At 73.1% G+C, this 14,495-nt stretch carries 13 protein-coding genes and 1 riboswitch; of the genes, 4 read left to right on the top strand and 9 right to left on the bottom strand.

Features of this window, described 5'->3' with window-relative positions:
- Positions 1–4 precede the first annotated feature (4 nt).
- A complete protein-coding gene (locus ACIQGQ_RS15085; protein WP_366294194.1) occupies positions 5–451 on the bottom strand; it encodes an SRPBCC family protein in 447 nt (148 codons plus the stop codon).
- A 109-nt stretch (positions 452–560) separates the two neighbouring features.
- Positions 561–1,364 (bottom strand): metallophosphoesterase, encoded by an 804-nt coding sequence (locus ACIQGQ_RS15080; protein ID WP_402395331.1) that lies wholly within the window; start codon positions 1,362–1,364, stop codon positions 561–563.
- Positions 1,365–1,644: 280 nt separating this feature from the next.
- Here ACIQGQ_RS15080 and ACIQGQ_RS15075 point away from each other — a divergent pair, with 280 nt between their 5' ends.
- Positions 1,645–3,441 (top strand): AMP-dependent synthetase/ligase, encoded by a 1,797-nt coding sequence (locus tag ACIQGQ_RS15075; RefSeq protein ID WP_402395328.1) that lies wholly within the window; start codon positions 1,645–1,647, stop codon positions 3,439–3,441.
- Between the two features lie 63 nt (positions 3,442–3,504).
- On the opposite strand, the gene ACIQGQ_RS15070 is transcribed toward ACIQGQ_RS15075, so the two are convergent.
- The gene (locus ACIQGQ_RS15070) at positions 3,505–4,647 is read right to left on the bottom strand and encodes a glycosyltransferase family 4 protein (RefSeq protein ID WP_402395325.1); all 1,143 of its coding nucleotides are present in this window, start codon (positions 4,645–4,647) and stop codon (positions 3,505–3,507) included.
- A gap of 108 nt (positions 4,648–4,755) precedes the next feature.
- Between ACIQGQ_RS15070 and ACIQGQ_RS15065 the strand changes: the two genes are divergently transcribed.
- Positions 4,756–5,988, top strand: a complete 1,233-nt coding sequence (locus ACIQGQ_RS15065) for a glycosyltransferase 87 family protein (protein ID WP_402395323.1) — start codon at positions 4,756–4,758, stop codon at positions 5,986–5,988.
- Positions 5,989–5,995: 7 nt separating this feature from the next.
- On the opposite strand, the gene ACIQGQ_RS15060 is transcribed toward ACIQGQ_RS15065, so the two are convergent.
- The 5 genes from ACIQGQ_RS15060 to ACIQGQ_RS15040 form a co-directional block, all read right to left on the bottom strand.
- Positions 5,996–7,234 carry a hypothetical protein gene (locus ACIQGQ_RS15060; RefSeq protein ID WP_402395320.1) on the bottom strand — a complete coding sequence of 413 codons (1,239 nt, stop codon included), beginning with the start codon at positions 7,232–7,234 and terminating at the stop codon, positions 5,996–5,998.
- 52 nt (positions 7,235–7,286) lie between these two features.
- Complete coding sequence (locus ACIQGQ_RS15055; protein ID WP_402395317.1) at positions 7,287–8,324, bottom strand: NlpC/P60 family protein; 1,038 nt, start codon at positions 8,322–8,324, stop codon at positions 7,287–7,289.
- 239 nt (positions 8,325–8,563) lie between these two features.
- Entirely contained in the window at positions 8,564–9,592 is a 1,029-nt protein-coding gene (locus tag ACIQGQ_RS15050) for an NlpC/P60 family protein (RefSeq protein ID WP_402395314.1), read from the bottom strand.
- A 294-nt stretch (positions 9,593–9,886) separates the two neighbouring features.
- Positions 9,887–11,251 carry an NYN domain-containing protein gene (locus tag ACIQGQ_RS15045; protein ID WP_402396021.1) on the bottom strand — a complete coding sequence of 455 codons (1,365 nt, stop codon included), beginning with the start codon at positions 11,249–11,251 and terminating at the stop codon, positions 9,887–9,889.
- A 37-nt stretch (positions 11,252–11,288) separates the two neighbouring features.
- The gene (locus tag ACIQGQ_RS15040; RefSeq protein ID WP_030933560.1) at positions 11,289–11,531 is read right to left on the bottom strand and encodes a hypothetical protein; all 243 of its coding nucleotides are present in this window, start codon (positions 11,529–11,531) and stop codon (positions 11,289–11,291) included.
- Positions 11,532–11,693: 162 nt separating this feature from the next.
- On the opposite strand from ACIQGQ_RS15040, the gene ACIQGQ_RS15035 reads away from it, so the two are divergent.
- Both ACIQGQ_RS15035 and ACIQGQ_RS15030 read left to right on the top strand, forming a co-directional pair.
- Positions 11,694–12,446: a rhomboid family intramembrane serine protease gene (locus ACIQGQ_RS15035; RefSeq protein WP_402395312.1), complete on the top strand. Its 753-nt coding sequence runs from the start codon at positions 11,694–11,696 to the stop codon at positions 12,444–12,446.
- Positions 12,443–12,724 carry an Lrp/AsnC ligand binding domain-containing protein gene (locus tag ACIQGQ_RS15030; protein ID WP_352274848.1) on the top strand — a complete coding sequence of 94 codons (282 nt, stop codon included), beginning with the start codon at positions 12,443–12,445 and terminating at the stop codon, positions 12,722–12,724. The genes ACIQGQ_RS15035 and ACIQGQ_RS15030 overlap by 4 nt, the downstream gene beginning before the upstream one ends.
- A gap of 63 nt (positions 12,725–12,787) precedes the next feature.
- Here ACIQGQ_RS15030 and ACIQGQ_RS15025 read toward each other — a convergent pair whose 3' ends face one another.
- Positions 12,788–14,164 carry an aminotransferase class V-fold PLP-dependent enzyme gene (locus ACIQGQ_RS15025; RefSeq protein WP_402395308.1) on the bottom strand — a complete coding sequence of 459 codons (1,377 nt, stop codon included), beginning with the start codon at positions 14,162–14,164 and terminating at the stop codon, positions 12,788–12,790.
- 176 nt (positions 14,165–14,340) lie between these two features.
- Positions 14,341–14,458, bottom strand: a riboswitch (SAM riboswitch).
- Between the last annotated feature and the right edge of the window lie 37 nt (positions 14,459–14,495).

Genomic DNA, 14,495 nt, shown 5'->3' with positions numbered 1-14,495 from the left:
CGGGTCAGGCCTTCGGGACGGACTCGACGCGCTTCTTCAGGCCGGCCAGGGCCCGGTCGATGATGACCTTCTCGGCCTTGCGCTTGATCATGCCGAGCATCGGGATCTTGACGTCGACGGTCAGCCGGTAGGTGACCTCGGTGCGGCCGCCGCCGAGGTCGGTCAGGGCGTAGGAGCCGTCGATGGCGCGCAGCATCTGGGACTTGACGAGCGTCCAGCTGACCTCGTTCGCACCGGTCCAGGTGTAGGCGAGGGTGTGGTCGTCCTTGATCGCCCCGGCGTCGAGGACGAGCCGGACCTGCTCGGCGCGGCCCTGCGCGTCGGTGGCGAGGACCTCGGCCTCCTTGACCTCGCCGGTCCACTCCGGGTAGCGGGCGAAGTCGGCGATCACGCCCATGACGTCGGCCGGTGCCGCCTCGATCGTGATGCTCGACCTGGTGTGTTCAGCCATCGCTGTGGCTCCTCCAGTGCGGTGTAACCGGTGCGTCGGCAGAGAACCTGCCGTCAGAAGGCTATCGCGTGCGCGGGACGGATCGTCCCGGGGTCCGGTGCCGGTGCGGTCACCACTCCAGGGCCCACGGCCTGCCGGTGGACGCGAAGTGACCGACGTTCACACACTCGGTGGCGCCGATCCGCATCCGGCGCACCAGGGGCTGGTGGACGTGGCCGAAGAGGGCGTACCGGGGGCGGGTCGCGCGGATGGCCTCCAGCAGCGCCCGGCTGCCGCGCTCGAAGCGGCGCGCCACGGTGTCGTAGGTCAACTCCGGTACCTCGGGCGGGATGTGGGTGCAGAGCACGTCGACCGGTCCGAGCGCCTCGATCTTCGCCGCGTACTCCTCGTCGTCGATCTCGTACGGGGTCCGCATCGGCGTCCGCAGCCCGCCGCCGACGAAGCCGAAGACCCGGCCGCCGATCTCGGTCCGCTGGCCGTCGAGGACGGTGGTGCCGGGGTGGGCGTACTCGGACCAGAGGTCCGGGATGTCGACGTTGCCGTAGGTGGCGTACGTGGGCGCGGGGAAGGCCGCGAAGAGTTCGGCGTACTGCCTGCGCACCGCCGAGACGATGGCGGCGTCGCGGTCGACGCCCTCCCACAGGCTCCGGTTGAACGCGCGGGCCTCGTCGAAGCGGCGCGCGGTGCGCAGGGCGACGATCCGGTCGGCGTTCTCCACGCCGAAGAGGTCGGGGAAGATGCCGCGCGAGTGGTCGGCGTAGTCGAGGAAGAGCACCAGATCGCCGAGGCAGACCAGCGCGTCGGCCCCGTCCCCGGCGCGGGCCAGCGCCTCGCTGTTGCCGTGCACGTCGCTGACGACATGGACGCGCGTGCGCTTCCCCGTGCTCGCTCCGAACCGCTCTCCCACTGCCATGCCGATCACCCTAGAACTCTGTCCGTCACCTGGGTAGAGCCCGCTGGACCTGCGGTTATCCCCGTCCGGTCGCGGAGGTGGACTACTGTGCGCCCAAGGATCACGGTGATGTGTGACGCATAAGACATCTGGCCGGAACCCCCTATCGGGAACCATGTACTGGTGGGTAACGTCCGGGCAGTCCAGTTGTGCTCGCCCCACTGAGCACGAGCCAGTCTTGGACCGCAGCCGGTGCGTCACACAGAGCCGTGGCACCGGAGCCCGATGAGGAGCAGCAGTCTTGCGCGAGTTCAGCCTTCCGGCCCTGTACGAGGTCCCCTCGGACGGCAACCTGACGGATCTCATCCGCCGCAATGCCGCTCAGCATCCCGATGTCGCGGTGATGAGCCGCAAGGTGGCGGGCGTCTGGACCGACGTCGACGCCCGGCAGTTCCTGGCCGAGGTCAGAGGGGTCGCCAAGGGGCTGATCGCGGCGGGCGTCGAGGCCGGCGACCGGGTGGCCCTGCTCTCGCGGACCCGCTACGAGTGGGTGCTGTTCGACTTCGCCATCTGGAGCGCGGGCGCGGTCACCGTCCCGGTGTACGAGACCAGCTCGCCCGAGCAGATCCAGTGGATCCTCGGCGACTCCGGAGCCGTGCTGTGCGTGGTGGAGTCCGCCGGGCACGAGGCGTCCGTGGAGTCCGTCCGGGCCGACCTGCCCGCGCTGAAGAGCATCCGGCAGATCGAGGGCGACGCGGTCCGCCGGCTCACCGAGGACGGTGCGGACGTCTCCGACGAGACGCTGGACCGGCGGATGGCGACGGCCAAGGCGGACGACCCGGCCACCATCGTGTACACCTCGGGCACCACCGGCCGCCCCAAGGGCTGTGTGCTGACGCACCGCAGCTTCTTCGCCGAGTGCGGCAACGTGGTGGAGCGGCTGAAGCCGCTGTTCCGTACCGGCGAGTGCTCCGTACTGCTCTTCCTGCCCGCCGCGCACGTCTTCGGGCGGCTGGTCGAGGTGGCGTCGGTGATGGCGCCGATCCGGCTGGGCTGCGTACCGGACATCAAGCACCTGACCGAGGAGCTGGCGTCCTTCCAGCCGACGCTGATCCTCGGTGTGCCGCGGGTCTTCGAGAAGGTGTACAACGGGGCGCGCGCCAAGGCGCAGGCCGACGGCAAGGGCAAGATCTTCGACCGGGCCGCCGACACGGCGATCGCCTACAGCCAGGCGCTGGACACCCCGCAGGGCCCCTCCTTCGGGCTGCGGGTGAAGCACAGGATCTTCGACAAGCTGGTCTACGGCAAGCTCCGCGCGGTGCTCGGCGGGCGCGGCGAGCACGCGATCTCCGGCGGTGCCCCGCTGGGCGCGCGGCTCGGCCACTTCTACCGGGGCATCGGCTTCACCGTCCTGGAGGGCTACGGCCTGACGGAGTCCTGCGCGGCCACCGCCTTCACCCCGTGGGACCGGCAGAAGGTCGGCACGGTCGGCCAGCCGCTGCCCGGCTCGGTGGTGCGGATCGCCGACGACGGCGAGGTGCTGCTCCACGGCGAGCACCTGTTCACCGGCTACTGGAACAACCCGGAGGCGACCGCCGAGGCGCTGGCCGACGGCTGGTTCCACACCGGTGACATCGGCACGCTCGACGAGGACGGCTACCTCACGATCACCGGCCGCAAGAAGGAGATCATCGTGACGGCGGGCGGCAAGAACGTCGCCCCGGCGGTGATCGAGGACCGCATCCGCGGGCACGCCCTGGTCGCCGAGTGCATGGTGGTCGGCGACGGACGTCCGTTCGTGGGCGCGCTGGTCACGCTGGACGAGGAGTTCCTGGACCGCTGGGCCCGGGACCACGGCAAGCCGGCCGGTTCGACGGCCCGGTCGCTGCGCACGGACCCGGAGCTGCTGGCCGAGGTGCAGCGGGCGGTGGACGACGGGAACGCGGCCGTGTCCAAGGCGGAGTCGGTCCGCAAGTTCCGCGTCCTGGACGCCCAGTTCACCGAGGAGGCGGGCCACATCACGCCCTCGCTGAAGCTGAAGCGCAATGTGGTGGCGAAGGACTTCGCGGACGAGATCGAGGCGATCTACCGGGGCTGATCCGCGACCGGTACGCGAGAGGGGCCCGCACACATGCCGTGCGGGCCCCTCTCGCGTACCGGATCAGAGCAGGGTGCGCAGCCGCTCGGCCAGCAGGTCCCAGCGCCACTTCTCCTCGACCCAGGCCCGGCCGCGCTCGCCCATCCGCCGCCGCAGCTCCGGGTCCTGGAGCAGGGTGACGATCCGTTCGGCCGACTCCCGCGCGCTGTCGCCGCGCACCACCCATCCGGTCTCGCCGTCCAGCACCGCGTCGGGCGCGCCGCCCGAGTCGCCCGCCACCACCGGCAGCCCGGTCGCGGACGCCTCCAGGAAGACGATGCCCAGGCCCTCCACGTCGAGGCCGCCGCGCCGGGTGCGGCACGGCATGGCGAAGACGTCACCGGCGCCGTAGTGCGCGGGCAGCTCCGCCCACTCCACCGGCCCGGTGAACCGCACCGCGTCGGCGACCCCGGTGTCGGCGGCCAGCTTCCGCAGCTCCTTCGCGTACGGGCCGCCGCCGACGATCAGCAGCACCGCGTCGGGGACCCGCGCCAGGACCGCGGGCATCGCGCGGATCAGGGTGTCCTGGCCCTTGCGCGGCACGAGCCGGGAGACGCAGACGACGACGGGCCGGTCCGCGAGGCCGAGCGCGGCCCGCACCCGCTGCCCGCCCGAGTCCGGGTGGAAGGTCTTCTCGTCGACGCCGGGCGGCAGCTGGACCATCCGCGCCGCGGCCCCGGGGGTGAGCACGGGGGCGATCCGGGAGCGGGTGTACTCCCCCAGATAGGTGATGGTGTCCGTGGACTCGCCGATCCGTCGCAGCAGGTGCCGGGCGGCGGGCAGCTGGGCCCAGCCCGCCTCGTGGCCGTGGGTGGTGGCGACCAGGCGGCGGGCACCGGCCCGGCGCAGCGCGGGGGCCATCAGCCCGAGCGGGGCGGCGGCGCCGAACCAGACGGAGGTGCAGCCGTGCTCGCGCAGCAGCTGCACCGCGCGCCGGGTGGTCCGGGGGGTCGGCAGCAGCATCGTGGTGGGGTCGCGTACGACGGTGAAGGGCTGCTCGGCGTCGAAGGCGGCGGTGGCCGCGACGCCCTCGGCGCTCCGCTTCCAGGTGGAGGCGTAGACGACGATCCGCCCGGGGTCCAGGCGCAGCGCCATGTTGTGCAGGAAGGCCTGGATGCCGCCGGGGCGGGGCGGGAAGTCGTTGGTCACGATCAGGGTCTTGTCCATCGCGGCCGACAGTACCGGGCCCGGTCCGATGGCTCCGGCACCGGCCGGGCGGGCATCATGGCTGCTCGTACCCGCCGGCGGGTACGGGGAGCGGACGGACGGAGCGGCATGACGGGATCGACGGGTGCGCGGTTCGCCGTCGCGGTGTGGGCGCTGACCAGGGTGGCGCTGCTGCTCTGCGTCACCAAGGCGGTCACCCTGCCGGGACCGGACGTGACCAGCGACGTCTCGGCGATCTACCACGGCTGGTCCGAAGTCCTGAAGAGCGGGACGTACCCCCGGGAGGACGTCACCTGGCAGTACCCGCCGCTGGCCGCGCTCGCGATCCTCTCCCCCGGGCTGCTGCCGATGCTGGACTACACCTCGGCGTTCTTCGTCCTCGCCTGCGGCTGCGATCTGCTGGTGCTGGGGCTGCTGCTGTACGCGGGCCGGGGCGGGGGCCGGTCGCAGGCGGGCACCTGGGTGTGGGTGGCGGGGGTGCCGCTGCTCGGCACGACCGCGTACGCCCGGTACGACGTGATGGTGACGGCGGTGGCGGTGGCGGCGCTGCTGGCGGGGGTGCGGCATCCCCGGGTGCTGGGGGTGCTGGCGGCGGCCGGCGCGCTGCTGAAGGTGTGGCCAGCGCTGCTGCTGGCGGGTACGGCGCCCGGCCGGCGGACGCGGCAGGCGTGGGGCGCCGCGGCGGTGGCGGCTGCCGGGCTGCTGGCGGGGTGCGTGCTGGCGGCGCCGGGGGCGCTGGCCTTCCTCGGCTTCCAGCGGGACCGGGGCACCGAGGTCGAGTCGCTGGGCGGGCTGGTCTTCCATGTGGCGCGGCAGTTCGGCTGGTCGGGCCGGGTGGAGCTGCACTACGGCTCGCTGGAGTTCCTGGGGCCGCACGTGGAGCTGGTGAGCACGCTGGCACTCGGGCTCTCCGTCCTCGCGCTGGGCTGGCTGGTGCTGTGGCGGCTGCGGGCGCGGGACTTCTCGGTGAGCACCCCGGCGGACGCGGCGTTCACGGCGGTGCTGCTGTTCACGACGACGAGCCGGGTGATCAGTCCGCAGTACCTGCTGTGGCTGGTCGGTCTGGCGGCGGTCTGCCTGGTGTTCCGGGGCGGCCGGATGGTGCTGCCCGCCGTCCTGGTGCTGGTGGCGACGGGGATCACCCAGTGGGAGTTCCCGCTCGGCTTCGTGCACGTGGTGTCCAGCGACGCGACCGGGGTGACGCTGATGTTCCTGCGCAACGGGCTGCTGGTCGCGGCGACGCTGACCGCCTGCCACCGGCTGTGGCGGCGGACGGTGCCCCGGTCCGGGTCCGCGGTGCCCTCGGCGGCCGGCCGGGCGGTGGAGCCGGTCGGTTCCTGAGCGGGGCTCAGCCGAGGTGGGCGCGGAGCCAGTCGCGCCAGAGCCCGGTGAACTCCGCCGGGGTGGTGCCGAGCACCTCCCGCAGGGCCTGTTCGACCGCGCCGTCCCGCTCCCGGTGCGCGCCGACGGCCCGGTAGAAGGCGAGCAGTTCCGGCTCGCCCCAGCGGTCGGCGATCATCCGGCAGGCCGCCCAGCCGCCTTCGTACGCCCTGGCCAGGCGCTCCGGATCGCCGGTGAAGCCGAAGTCGGTGTCGGTGGGGAGGGCGGCGGGGAGTTCGCCGCGCCGGACGGCGGCGGCCAGTTCGGGGGCGGTGCGGTCGGGGGCGCGGTCCTCGGCGCGGTAGGCCGCCCAGTCCGCGAAGCCCTCGGAGAGCCAGGTCGGGGTGGCGGCGGACGTACGGGCGCGGGTGGCGACGTGGGTGGTCTCGTGGGTGAGGACGACGCGCTGTCCGAAGGCGTCGAGCGTGCCGTACGCCTCCGGGTTGACGATCACCCGGTCCGCCGGGTTGCTGCCCGGGGCGCCGGTCCTGCCGGAGGTGACGGCGGCGACGCCCCGGTAGTCCGCCGAGGAGCCGAGCAGCGCCGCCAGGTCCGCCGTGCTCCGGGGCACCAGGACCACCACCCGCCCCGCCCAGCGCTCCGGCCAGGCGCCGGAGACCGCGGGCACCGCGCGGTCCGTGGTCCGGGCGATCGCGCGCAGCTCCCGGCCGGTGCGGCCGACGCCGAGCACCAGGCTGCGCGCGCCACGCACCACCCGCACCGCGCCCTGCTCCCAGAGCTGGCGGACGCTGTCGGCGCCGGGCCGGTCGCCGGTGACGTACCAGCGGCCGTCCGCCCGGTCCCGGCGCAGTTCGAACACCCGGTCAGCGGTGACCGGGGCGGGGTCGTAGCCGGTGATCCGGTAGCGCAGCTCGACATCGGCGGTGACCCGGTCGCCGCCCCGCGCGGTCGTCCGGACCAGGTGGTACTCCCAGGTGCTCAGCGGTACGTCGGCGAGGTTGCCGAGCTCGCGGCGCTGGGCGGTGCGCAGGCCGGTGGCCCCGGGGTCGGTGGTGGCGAGGTAGGCGGCCGGGTCGTGGTGGAGCACGGCGGAGGCCCGGCGGTCCAGGGTGGCGCGGACGGCCCGGTCGGCACCCCTGGCCGGGACATCGCCGTCGGGGGCCGAGCAGCCGGCCAGGAGCAGCAGCCCGGCGAGCAGCACCGCGACGGCGCCCCGCGCCCCGCCCCGTCCACGTCCGTCGTTCACCCGATCGAGGGTACGGGCTGTCCCGCGCCCCCCGGTGGAGCGGCGTGCGGTGTCAGACGCGGGTGACGGAGGAGACCGGCATCATGCCGACCGGGTCGTAGCGCACCGAGGCACCGGGGTACGGGGCGTGGATGACCTGGCCGTGGCCGACGTACATCGCGATGTGGCTGGCGTCCGCGCGGTAGGCGACCAGGTCGCCGGGGCGGGCCTCGGAGAGCGGCACCATGCGGCCCGCGTACCGCTGGGCCTGCGAGGTGCGCGGCAGACCGACCCCGGCCTGCGCGTACGCCCACTGCATCAGCCCGGAGCAGTCGAAGCCGGACGGCCCGTTGGCGCCCCAGACGTACGGGTGGCCCAGGGCCCGGCGGACGGCGATGACGGCGGCGGCCGCACGCCCGGAGCCGGCCGGCAGATCGGCCAGGTCCGGGAAGCCGAGGTCCCGGCCGGAGCGCGAGGCCCGCTCGAACCCCGCCCGGTCGGCGCCGGTCAGGGTGGTCAGCAGCCGCTTGGCCTCGGCGAGTTTCTGGGTGACGGCCCGTTTGCTGCGGGTGGCCGCCGCCCGTTCGCGCTCCAGCTCGGCCAGGGCGCGGGAGGCTTCCGCACGGGTCTGCTCCAGTCCGCGCCGGGCCTGCTGGAGCTGGTGGAGCCGGGCTGTCTGAAGGTCCGTCACCCGCTCCAGCGCGGCGGCCCGGTCCAGATAGCCGTCCGGGTCGGAGGAGAGCAGCAGGGCCAGCGAGGGGTCGATGCCGCCGGAGCGGTACTGGGCGCTCGCCGCCGCCCCGAGCTCCGTACGCATCCGGTTGACCCGTTCCTGCTCGCGGGCCGCCCGGTCCTGGGCGCGGGCGATCTCGCCGCGCAGCCGCTGGGCGTTCTCACCGGCCCGGTCGTAACTCTGGGTGGCCCGTTCCGCCTCGGTGTACAGCCGGTCGACGCGGGCCTTGGCGGTACGGGGCGCGCCCTGCGGGTCGGCGGAGGCGGCGGAGGCCCCGAGGGCGGCGGCCGCGGTCGCGGTCGCCGCGGCGGCCGTCAGGACGGTGGCCCGGAGGGCCGGACCCGGGCCGGGCTGTGTGGAACGGCGATGGGACACCACAGGACGCCGCACTCCCTTCCGCTGTACGCAGACGCACGCGGCCCCCTGCCGCCCGGGACGGGCGGACCGAGGACGGGGAGCCGCACGGCAGACAGACAGTAGTCGGGTGATCACCCGCCGACCACGGGCCGCGCCGGTCGGGAGCGGGCCGGGAACGACGGCGCCCCGCCGGTGACCTTGTGGTCTCCGGCGGGGCGGGGTGTCTGCGCGGGCGCGGGAATTCGCCCGTTCGGGCGTTCTCAGCCGACGCGTACGCCGAACTGGAAGCTGCCGATGGTGTTCATCGACTCGTAGCGGACGACCGTGCCCGGGTACGGGGCGTGCAGGACGGTGTTGTTGCCCGCGTAGAGCGCCACGTGCGAGGTGTTGTTGAAGAACACCAGGTCGCCCGGCTTCAGGGCGCTGCGGCCGATCCGGACGCCGTCGTTGACCTGGGTGTAGGTGACCCGGGAGATCTGGACGTTGGCCTGGGCGTAGGCCCACTGGGTCAGCCCGGAGCAGTCGAAGGTGCCGGGGCCGGTGCCACCGCGGCCGTACGGCTTGCCGACCTGGGTGGAGGCGGCCCGCAGGGCGGCGGCGCCCCAGGCGGAGGCGGGGGCCTCGTTGCCCAGCTCGACCCGGTCGCCGGCGGCGCGGCTGGCGCGCTGCTCATCCTCGCGCATCTTCGTGCGCTCGGCGGCGGTCAGCGAGTTGAGCATCTGCTGGGCCTTGGCCAGCTTGGTCTGGAGTTCCTTCTTCTTGACGCCGAGCGTCTTGCGGACGTCCTCGAGGTCGCCGAGCTTGGCCTGGGCCTCCTTGCGCTGCTGCGCGAGGACCCGCTGCTTCTCCTGGATCTTGCCCAGGGCCTCGGTCTGCTTGGCCGTCAGCTGGTCGAGCGCCGACGCCTCGTCGAGGTAGGTGTCCGGGTTGGACGAGAGGAAGAGCTGCACCGAGGGGTCGATGCCGCCGGAGCGGTACTGCGCGGCGGCGAGCGAACCGAGGCCGTTGCGGAGCTTGTTGATCTCCGCCTGACCGCGGGCCACCTTGTCCTGCAGCGCGCCGACTTCCTTCTCCAGCTTCTGCTGCTTCTCCTTGGCGCCGTAGTACTGCTCGTTGGCCTCGCCGGCGTCGTGGCTGAGCTTCTCGACCTTGGACTTGACCTCGTCCTTGGACGGCTTGGGGTCGGCCTGGGCCGCCTGGGAGGACAGAGCTACGGCAGCGGTGGCGGCCGCGGTGATCACGGTCACACGGGCTCGGCTCGGCTGCTTGGGACGACGGTGGGACGCCACGAAGGCGAGCTCCTTCTTCCTCCAGCCGCCTACCGGGCTGTGGGGGATACGAGTTCCCCGGCTCCGTGCACGTCACGGACTCGGCGGTTCCTTCGCCGTCACCCCGGATGGGTGATCAACCGAGCGAAGGTTCGAAGGTCGACCCTAGTGACCGAGTTGTGATCAGTTCAAATCCTCGCGCCAAAAATCTCGTCACACCGCGCACTTCTTTACCCGTGACGCACGGGGCGTAGCGGTGAATTGACGGTCCGTTCCCCGATTCCGCCCGAGAACCGGCAAGCGGAATGAGTGGGACTAAACGCGCGAAAGGCGCTTCAGGAGCAAGACGGACGCGACGGGCCTGGCGCCCGCCTTGGCCACCCCGTCCGCGACCTCGCGGTCGGTGGAGACCACCACGACGGGCCGGCCCGGAGGCTCGGCCCGCGCCAGCTGGCGGATCAGCTCGTCGGCGGTCACCCCGGGCTTGCTGAACAGCACCCGGACCCCGCGCGGCGGCGCCAGCAGCACCGGGGCCGCCAGTTCGGCACCGTCGAAGACGCAGGTCACCTCGGCGCCGGTCTGCGCGGCGAGCATCGAGAGCCCGCCCAGCAGCCTCAACCGCTGCTTCTCCAGGGGCAGTTGGGGGTAGCCGGTCTTGGTGACGTTGTAGCCGTCGATGATCAGGTGCGCCTGCGGCAGCGCGAGCAGCTGGTCCAGCAGGGCCGGGTCGGTCTCCGAAAGGGCCCTGGCCGCGATGTCCTTGGGCGACATCCGGCCCGGCTCCACCGCGTCGACCCCGTCGGCCGGGCGCATCGAGGAGGGCGGCAGGGCCAGCTCCCGCCGGAGCCCGCTCGCCGCGTCGAGCACCGTGTCCAGCAGCAGCCGCAGCCGCATGTCCTCGACCGAACGGCCCTCCCGGGCGGCCCGGCGGCCCGCCTCCACGGCCGCCTCCGCCTCCGCGAGCCGCGCCTTGAGCCGGCGGGTCTCGCTCTCGGCCGCCGAGACCTGGGCGGCCGCCTCGGACCGTACGGTGTCGGTCTCGGCCCGGCTGCGGCGGAGCGCCGCCTCGCCGCGCTTGACCTCGTTGGCGGCGCTACGCAGCTTGCGCTGGAGGGCGTCGGCCTCCTTGCGGGCCGCGTCCAGTTCGGCGCGGAGCCGCTCCGTCTCGTCCCTCGTGTGGGAGCGGGCCCGCTCCAGTTCCTCGCGGAGCCGCTCCAGCTCGCGGCGGCCCTCCTCGTCGGCCCGCTCGGCGTCCGCCCGCTGGACCTCCTCGCCCGCGGCGGCGACCAGCTTCACCCAGCCCGCCGGGCGCAGCACATAGGCGGCCGCGGCCACGTCGACGGGGTCGGCCGCGGCGGGCGGCGCACCGGCCTCCAGCGCGGCGGCCAGCTCCGGCTGCCCGTCCCTGAGCCGCTCGCCGATGCGCTGGCGGAACAGCGCGTCGCTCTCCAGCGCGGCCGCCATGGCGTTCCCGGCGAACTTGGCGCGCCGGGTCGGGGTGAAGCGGGCGTACTGGCGCAGCTGGGCCGGGAGTTCGGTGACCGTCAGACCGCCGAACGCGTCCGCCACCAGCGCGACGACCCGGCGCCGCACCCCTTCGGGCAGCGGGCGGTCGAGCACCTCGGCGGCGGCCTCGCCGGCCGGCTCGGCCGCGCCGGCGCCGCTCGCGGGCTGCTCCACCATCCGTCACCCCAAAAAGTCTGTGGGTGCGGCTCCGTCAGGAGTCGGCACCCGGCCTGTCCACCAGTTCGATCTGGTCCACCGCGTTGCACCAACGGCAACGCACCGACTCGATGGTCTCACTGACCACCTCGCGTTCCTCGACGGTGGCCTCACCGGCCAGGTCGAGATGGACGTACTCGACGACCTTCGAGGAGCGCGTCACGTCGAAGCGGGTGAGATTTCCGCAGAGCGTGCAGCGCCAGCGGGTCCCGTCGGTCGGCTGGGGAACCGTCGTCATCGTTGCGTCCTCTTTCGTCGAGCCTCGTGCCGCTTGCTTCAAGGATCTCGCGGTGCGCCGTCGAACTGCGGATGTCCTGCCGTAACCCTACGGCCTCGGCGCGTCCCCCCGACACGGCGAGGCGGTCTGTCCCGTTCTCTCCATGTGCGTCATGCTCTGTTCATGATCGATCCGCGAGCCGTGGCGGGCCGGGTGACCGGCGGGCTGCTCCGTACGGTCACCTCCGGCGGACCGCTGGTGACCCATTCCCTGATCGCGGTCTGCGTCCTGGTCTTCGCGCTCAGCCCGCTCTCCGGGCTCCTCGCGGTCCACGGCACCGCCGACGCCGCGCTCGCCGCCCAGGCCGGGTACTTCGAACGCTGGGGCGTGATCCCGAGCGAGCTGTGGGAGGGGTCCGGCCACGCCCTGCTCACCCCGCTCACCGCCCTCTTCGTGCACGGCAGCTGGATCCACCTGCTCGGCAACATCCTCTTCCTGTACGTGTTCGGGGCGATGGCCGAGGAGCGGATGGGCCGGATCGGGTTCGCCGCCTTCTACGTCATCAGCGGCTACCTCGCCCTGATGGCCTACGCCGCCGCGCACGCCACCTCCGACCAGACGCTGGTCGGCGCCTCGGGGTCGATCTCGGCGGTGCTCGGGGCCTTCCTCTACCTCTTCCCCCGGGCCCGGGTCACCAGCCTCTTCCCGTTCCTCTTCTTCCTGCCGCTGCGCTTCCCCGCCTGGATCGTCCTGGTCTTCTGGTTCGTCCTCCAGTGGCTGGCGGTGCGGGGCGCGGGGAACGGGGGCCCCGGTGTGGCCTACCTGGCCCATGTGGTGGGGTTCCTCCTGGGCTTCCTCTACGCATGGGGGCGCTACCGGCGTACGGATAGAGTGAAGGAACCAGCCGCGGCCACCGAGGGAGAAAGCCAGCCGTGATCAGCGCGATCGTGCTCATCAAAACCAGCGTGGACCGGATCCCCGAGATCGCCGAGGCCATCGCCGCGCTGGACAGTGTCAGCGAGGTCTTCTCGGTCACCGGTACGTACGACCTGATCGCCATGGTCCGGGTCGCCCGGCACGACGATCTGGCCGACATCATCCCCGGCCGGATCAGCAAGATCCCCGGGGTCGAGGCCACCGACACGCACGTGGCCTTCCGCACCTACTCGCAGCACGACCTGGAGGCCGCGTTCGCGATCGGCCTGGACTCGTAGCAGCCCTCCCACGACGCGTCGGCGGGGTACGGACCCACGGTCCGTACCCCGCCGAAGGTCTGTTCAGAGCTGTGCGGCACCCCGGTCCGGGACGCAGCGGCCGCCCTCGGTCCGGTACTTCCACTGGGCGCCCTCGTTCACCAGCTCCTTCACCGCGCGGACGAAGCGCTCGATGTGCTCCTCGGGCGTACCGGCGCCGAAGCTCACCCGGATGGCGTTGAGCGACCGCTCGCCCGGCTCGGCCTCGGGCGCGCCGCACTCGCCGACCTGCTCCGGGTCGCTGCCCAGCAGGGTGCGGACCAGCGGGTGGGCGCAGAAGAGGCCGTCGCGGACGCCGATGCCGTACTCGGCGGAGAGCGCGGCGGCGAAGTGCGAGCTGTTCCAGCCCTCCACCACGAAGGAGATCACGCCGACCCGCGGGGCGTCGTCGCCGAACAGCGACAACACCTTGACCTGCGGCACCTCGGCAAGCCCGGCCCGCACGGCGGCCACCAGGCCCTGCTCCCGGGCGACCAGGGTCTCGAAGCCCGCCTCGGTGAGCGCCTTGCAGGCGGAGGCGATGGAGTACACGCCGATCACGTTGGGGGAACCGGCCTCGTGGCGGGCGGCGGTGGAGTGCCACTCGACGTCCACGCCGCCGTCGGCGCGGCGGGCCACCTTGCGCGAGGCGCCGCCGCCCGCGAGGTAGGGCTCGGCCTCCCGGAGCCAGTCCGCCCGGCCGGCGAGGACGCCCGAGCCGAAGGGCGCGTACAGCTTGTGGCCGGAGAAGGCGACCCAGTCGACGTCCAGCTCCGCGATGTCCACCGGGTGGTGCGGGGCCAGCTGGGCGGCGTCCAGCACGATCCGGGCCCCGTGCGCGTGCGCGGCGGCGGCCAGCTCCTTCACCGGCCACAGCTCACCGGTGACGTTGGAGGCACCGGTGACGCAGACCAGGGCCGGGCCGTAGGGATCGCGGTCGGCGAGCGCCCGCTCCAGGGACTCGACCGCCTGGGCGGGGGTTCGCGGCGCGTTCAGGTACGTCACCCGGGCATCGCGCCACGGCAGCAGCGAGGCGTGGTGCTCGGTCTCGTAGACGAAGACCTGGCAGTCGGCCGGGAGGACCGCGGCCAGCAGGTTCAGCGAGTCGGTGGTGGAGCGGGTGAAGACCACCTGGTCGTCGGCGCGGCAGCCGAGGAACTCCGCGACGGTGGCCCGGCTGTTCTCGAAGAGGTCGGTGGAGAGCTGCGAGAGGTACCCGGCCCCGCGGTGGACGCTGCCGTAGTACGGGGCGTACGCGGCGACGTCGTCCCAGACCCGCTGGAGGGCGGGGGCGCTGGCGGCGTAGTCGAGCGCGGCGTACGTGACCTCGCCGCCGGTCACCAGCGGAACCCTGACATCCTCGCCCAGAACCGGCAGAGGGGCACAAAGCGACTGGTCGGCGGCAGCGGTGAAGACGGACATGGCGAACTCCCGTAAGAGGCAGGCGAAAACCGTGCGCCGGCGGGTACGCGGCAGCGCAGCGGAAAGAAAGGAGAAAGGGGTGCGGAAAAGGGCCGACGGCCCTATCGCATTCGCGTGCTCACAAGAGACTCCCTAGGGACCAGGACCCCGGGGGTTGGCATGCTCCGATGCCGAGGGGCCCGCGCTTGCCGCAGACCTCGCTGCCTACGGCCTGGTCTTCACCCGGGGCACCCCGCCACGGACGGAGGGTTGCCGGACAGCGGGCCGGGGCCGTAGTCGCTGTCACTCATGACCTGCCTGCATCTTGCCACACGTACGAAGACGCGCAAGG

It is taken from the genome of Streptomyces sp. NPDC092952, assembly GCF_044754785.1.
GTDB lineage: Bacteria > Actinomycetota > Actinomycetes > Streptomycetales > Streptomycetaceae > Streptomyces.
This window is presented reverse-complemented; position numbering and strand designations above follow the sequence as displayed.

Bases quoted from the DNA above. Each gene is read 5' to 3' on its own strand.
- ACIQGQ_RS15085 (WP_366294194.1), bottom strand. From the start codon at position 451: ATGGCTGAACACACCAGGTCGAGCATCACGATCGAGGCGGCACCGGCC.
- ACIQGQ_RS15080 (WP_402395331.1), bottom strand. From the start codon at position 1,364: ATGGCAGTGGGAGAGCGGTTCGGAGCGAGCACGGGGAAGCGCACGCGC.
- ACIQGQ_RS15070 (WP_402395325.1), bottom strand. From the start codon at position 4,647: ATGGACAAGACCCTGATCGTGACCAACGACTTCCCGCCCCGCCCCGGC.
- ACIQGQ_RS15065 (WP_402395323.1), top strand. From the start codon at position 4,756: ATGACGGGATCGACGGGTGCGCGGTTCGCCGTCGCGGTGTGGGCGCTG.
- ACIQGQ_RS15040 (WP_030933560.1), bottom strand. From the start codon at position 11,531: ATGACGACGGTTCCCCAGCCGACCGACGGGACCCGCTGGCGCTGCACG.
- ACIQGQ_RS15035 (WP_402395312.1), top strand. From the start codon at position 11,694: ATGATCGATCCGCGAGCCGTGGCGGGCCGGGTGACCGGCGGGCTGCTC.
- ACIQGQ_RS15025 (WP_402395308.1), bottom strand. From the start codon at position 14,164: ATGTCCGTCTTCACCGCTGCCGCCGACCAGTCGCTTTGTGCCCCTCTG.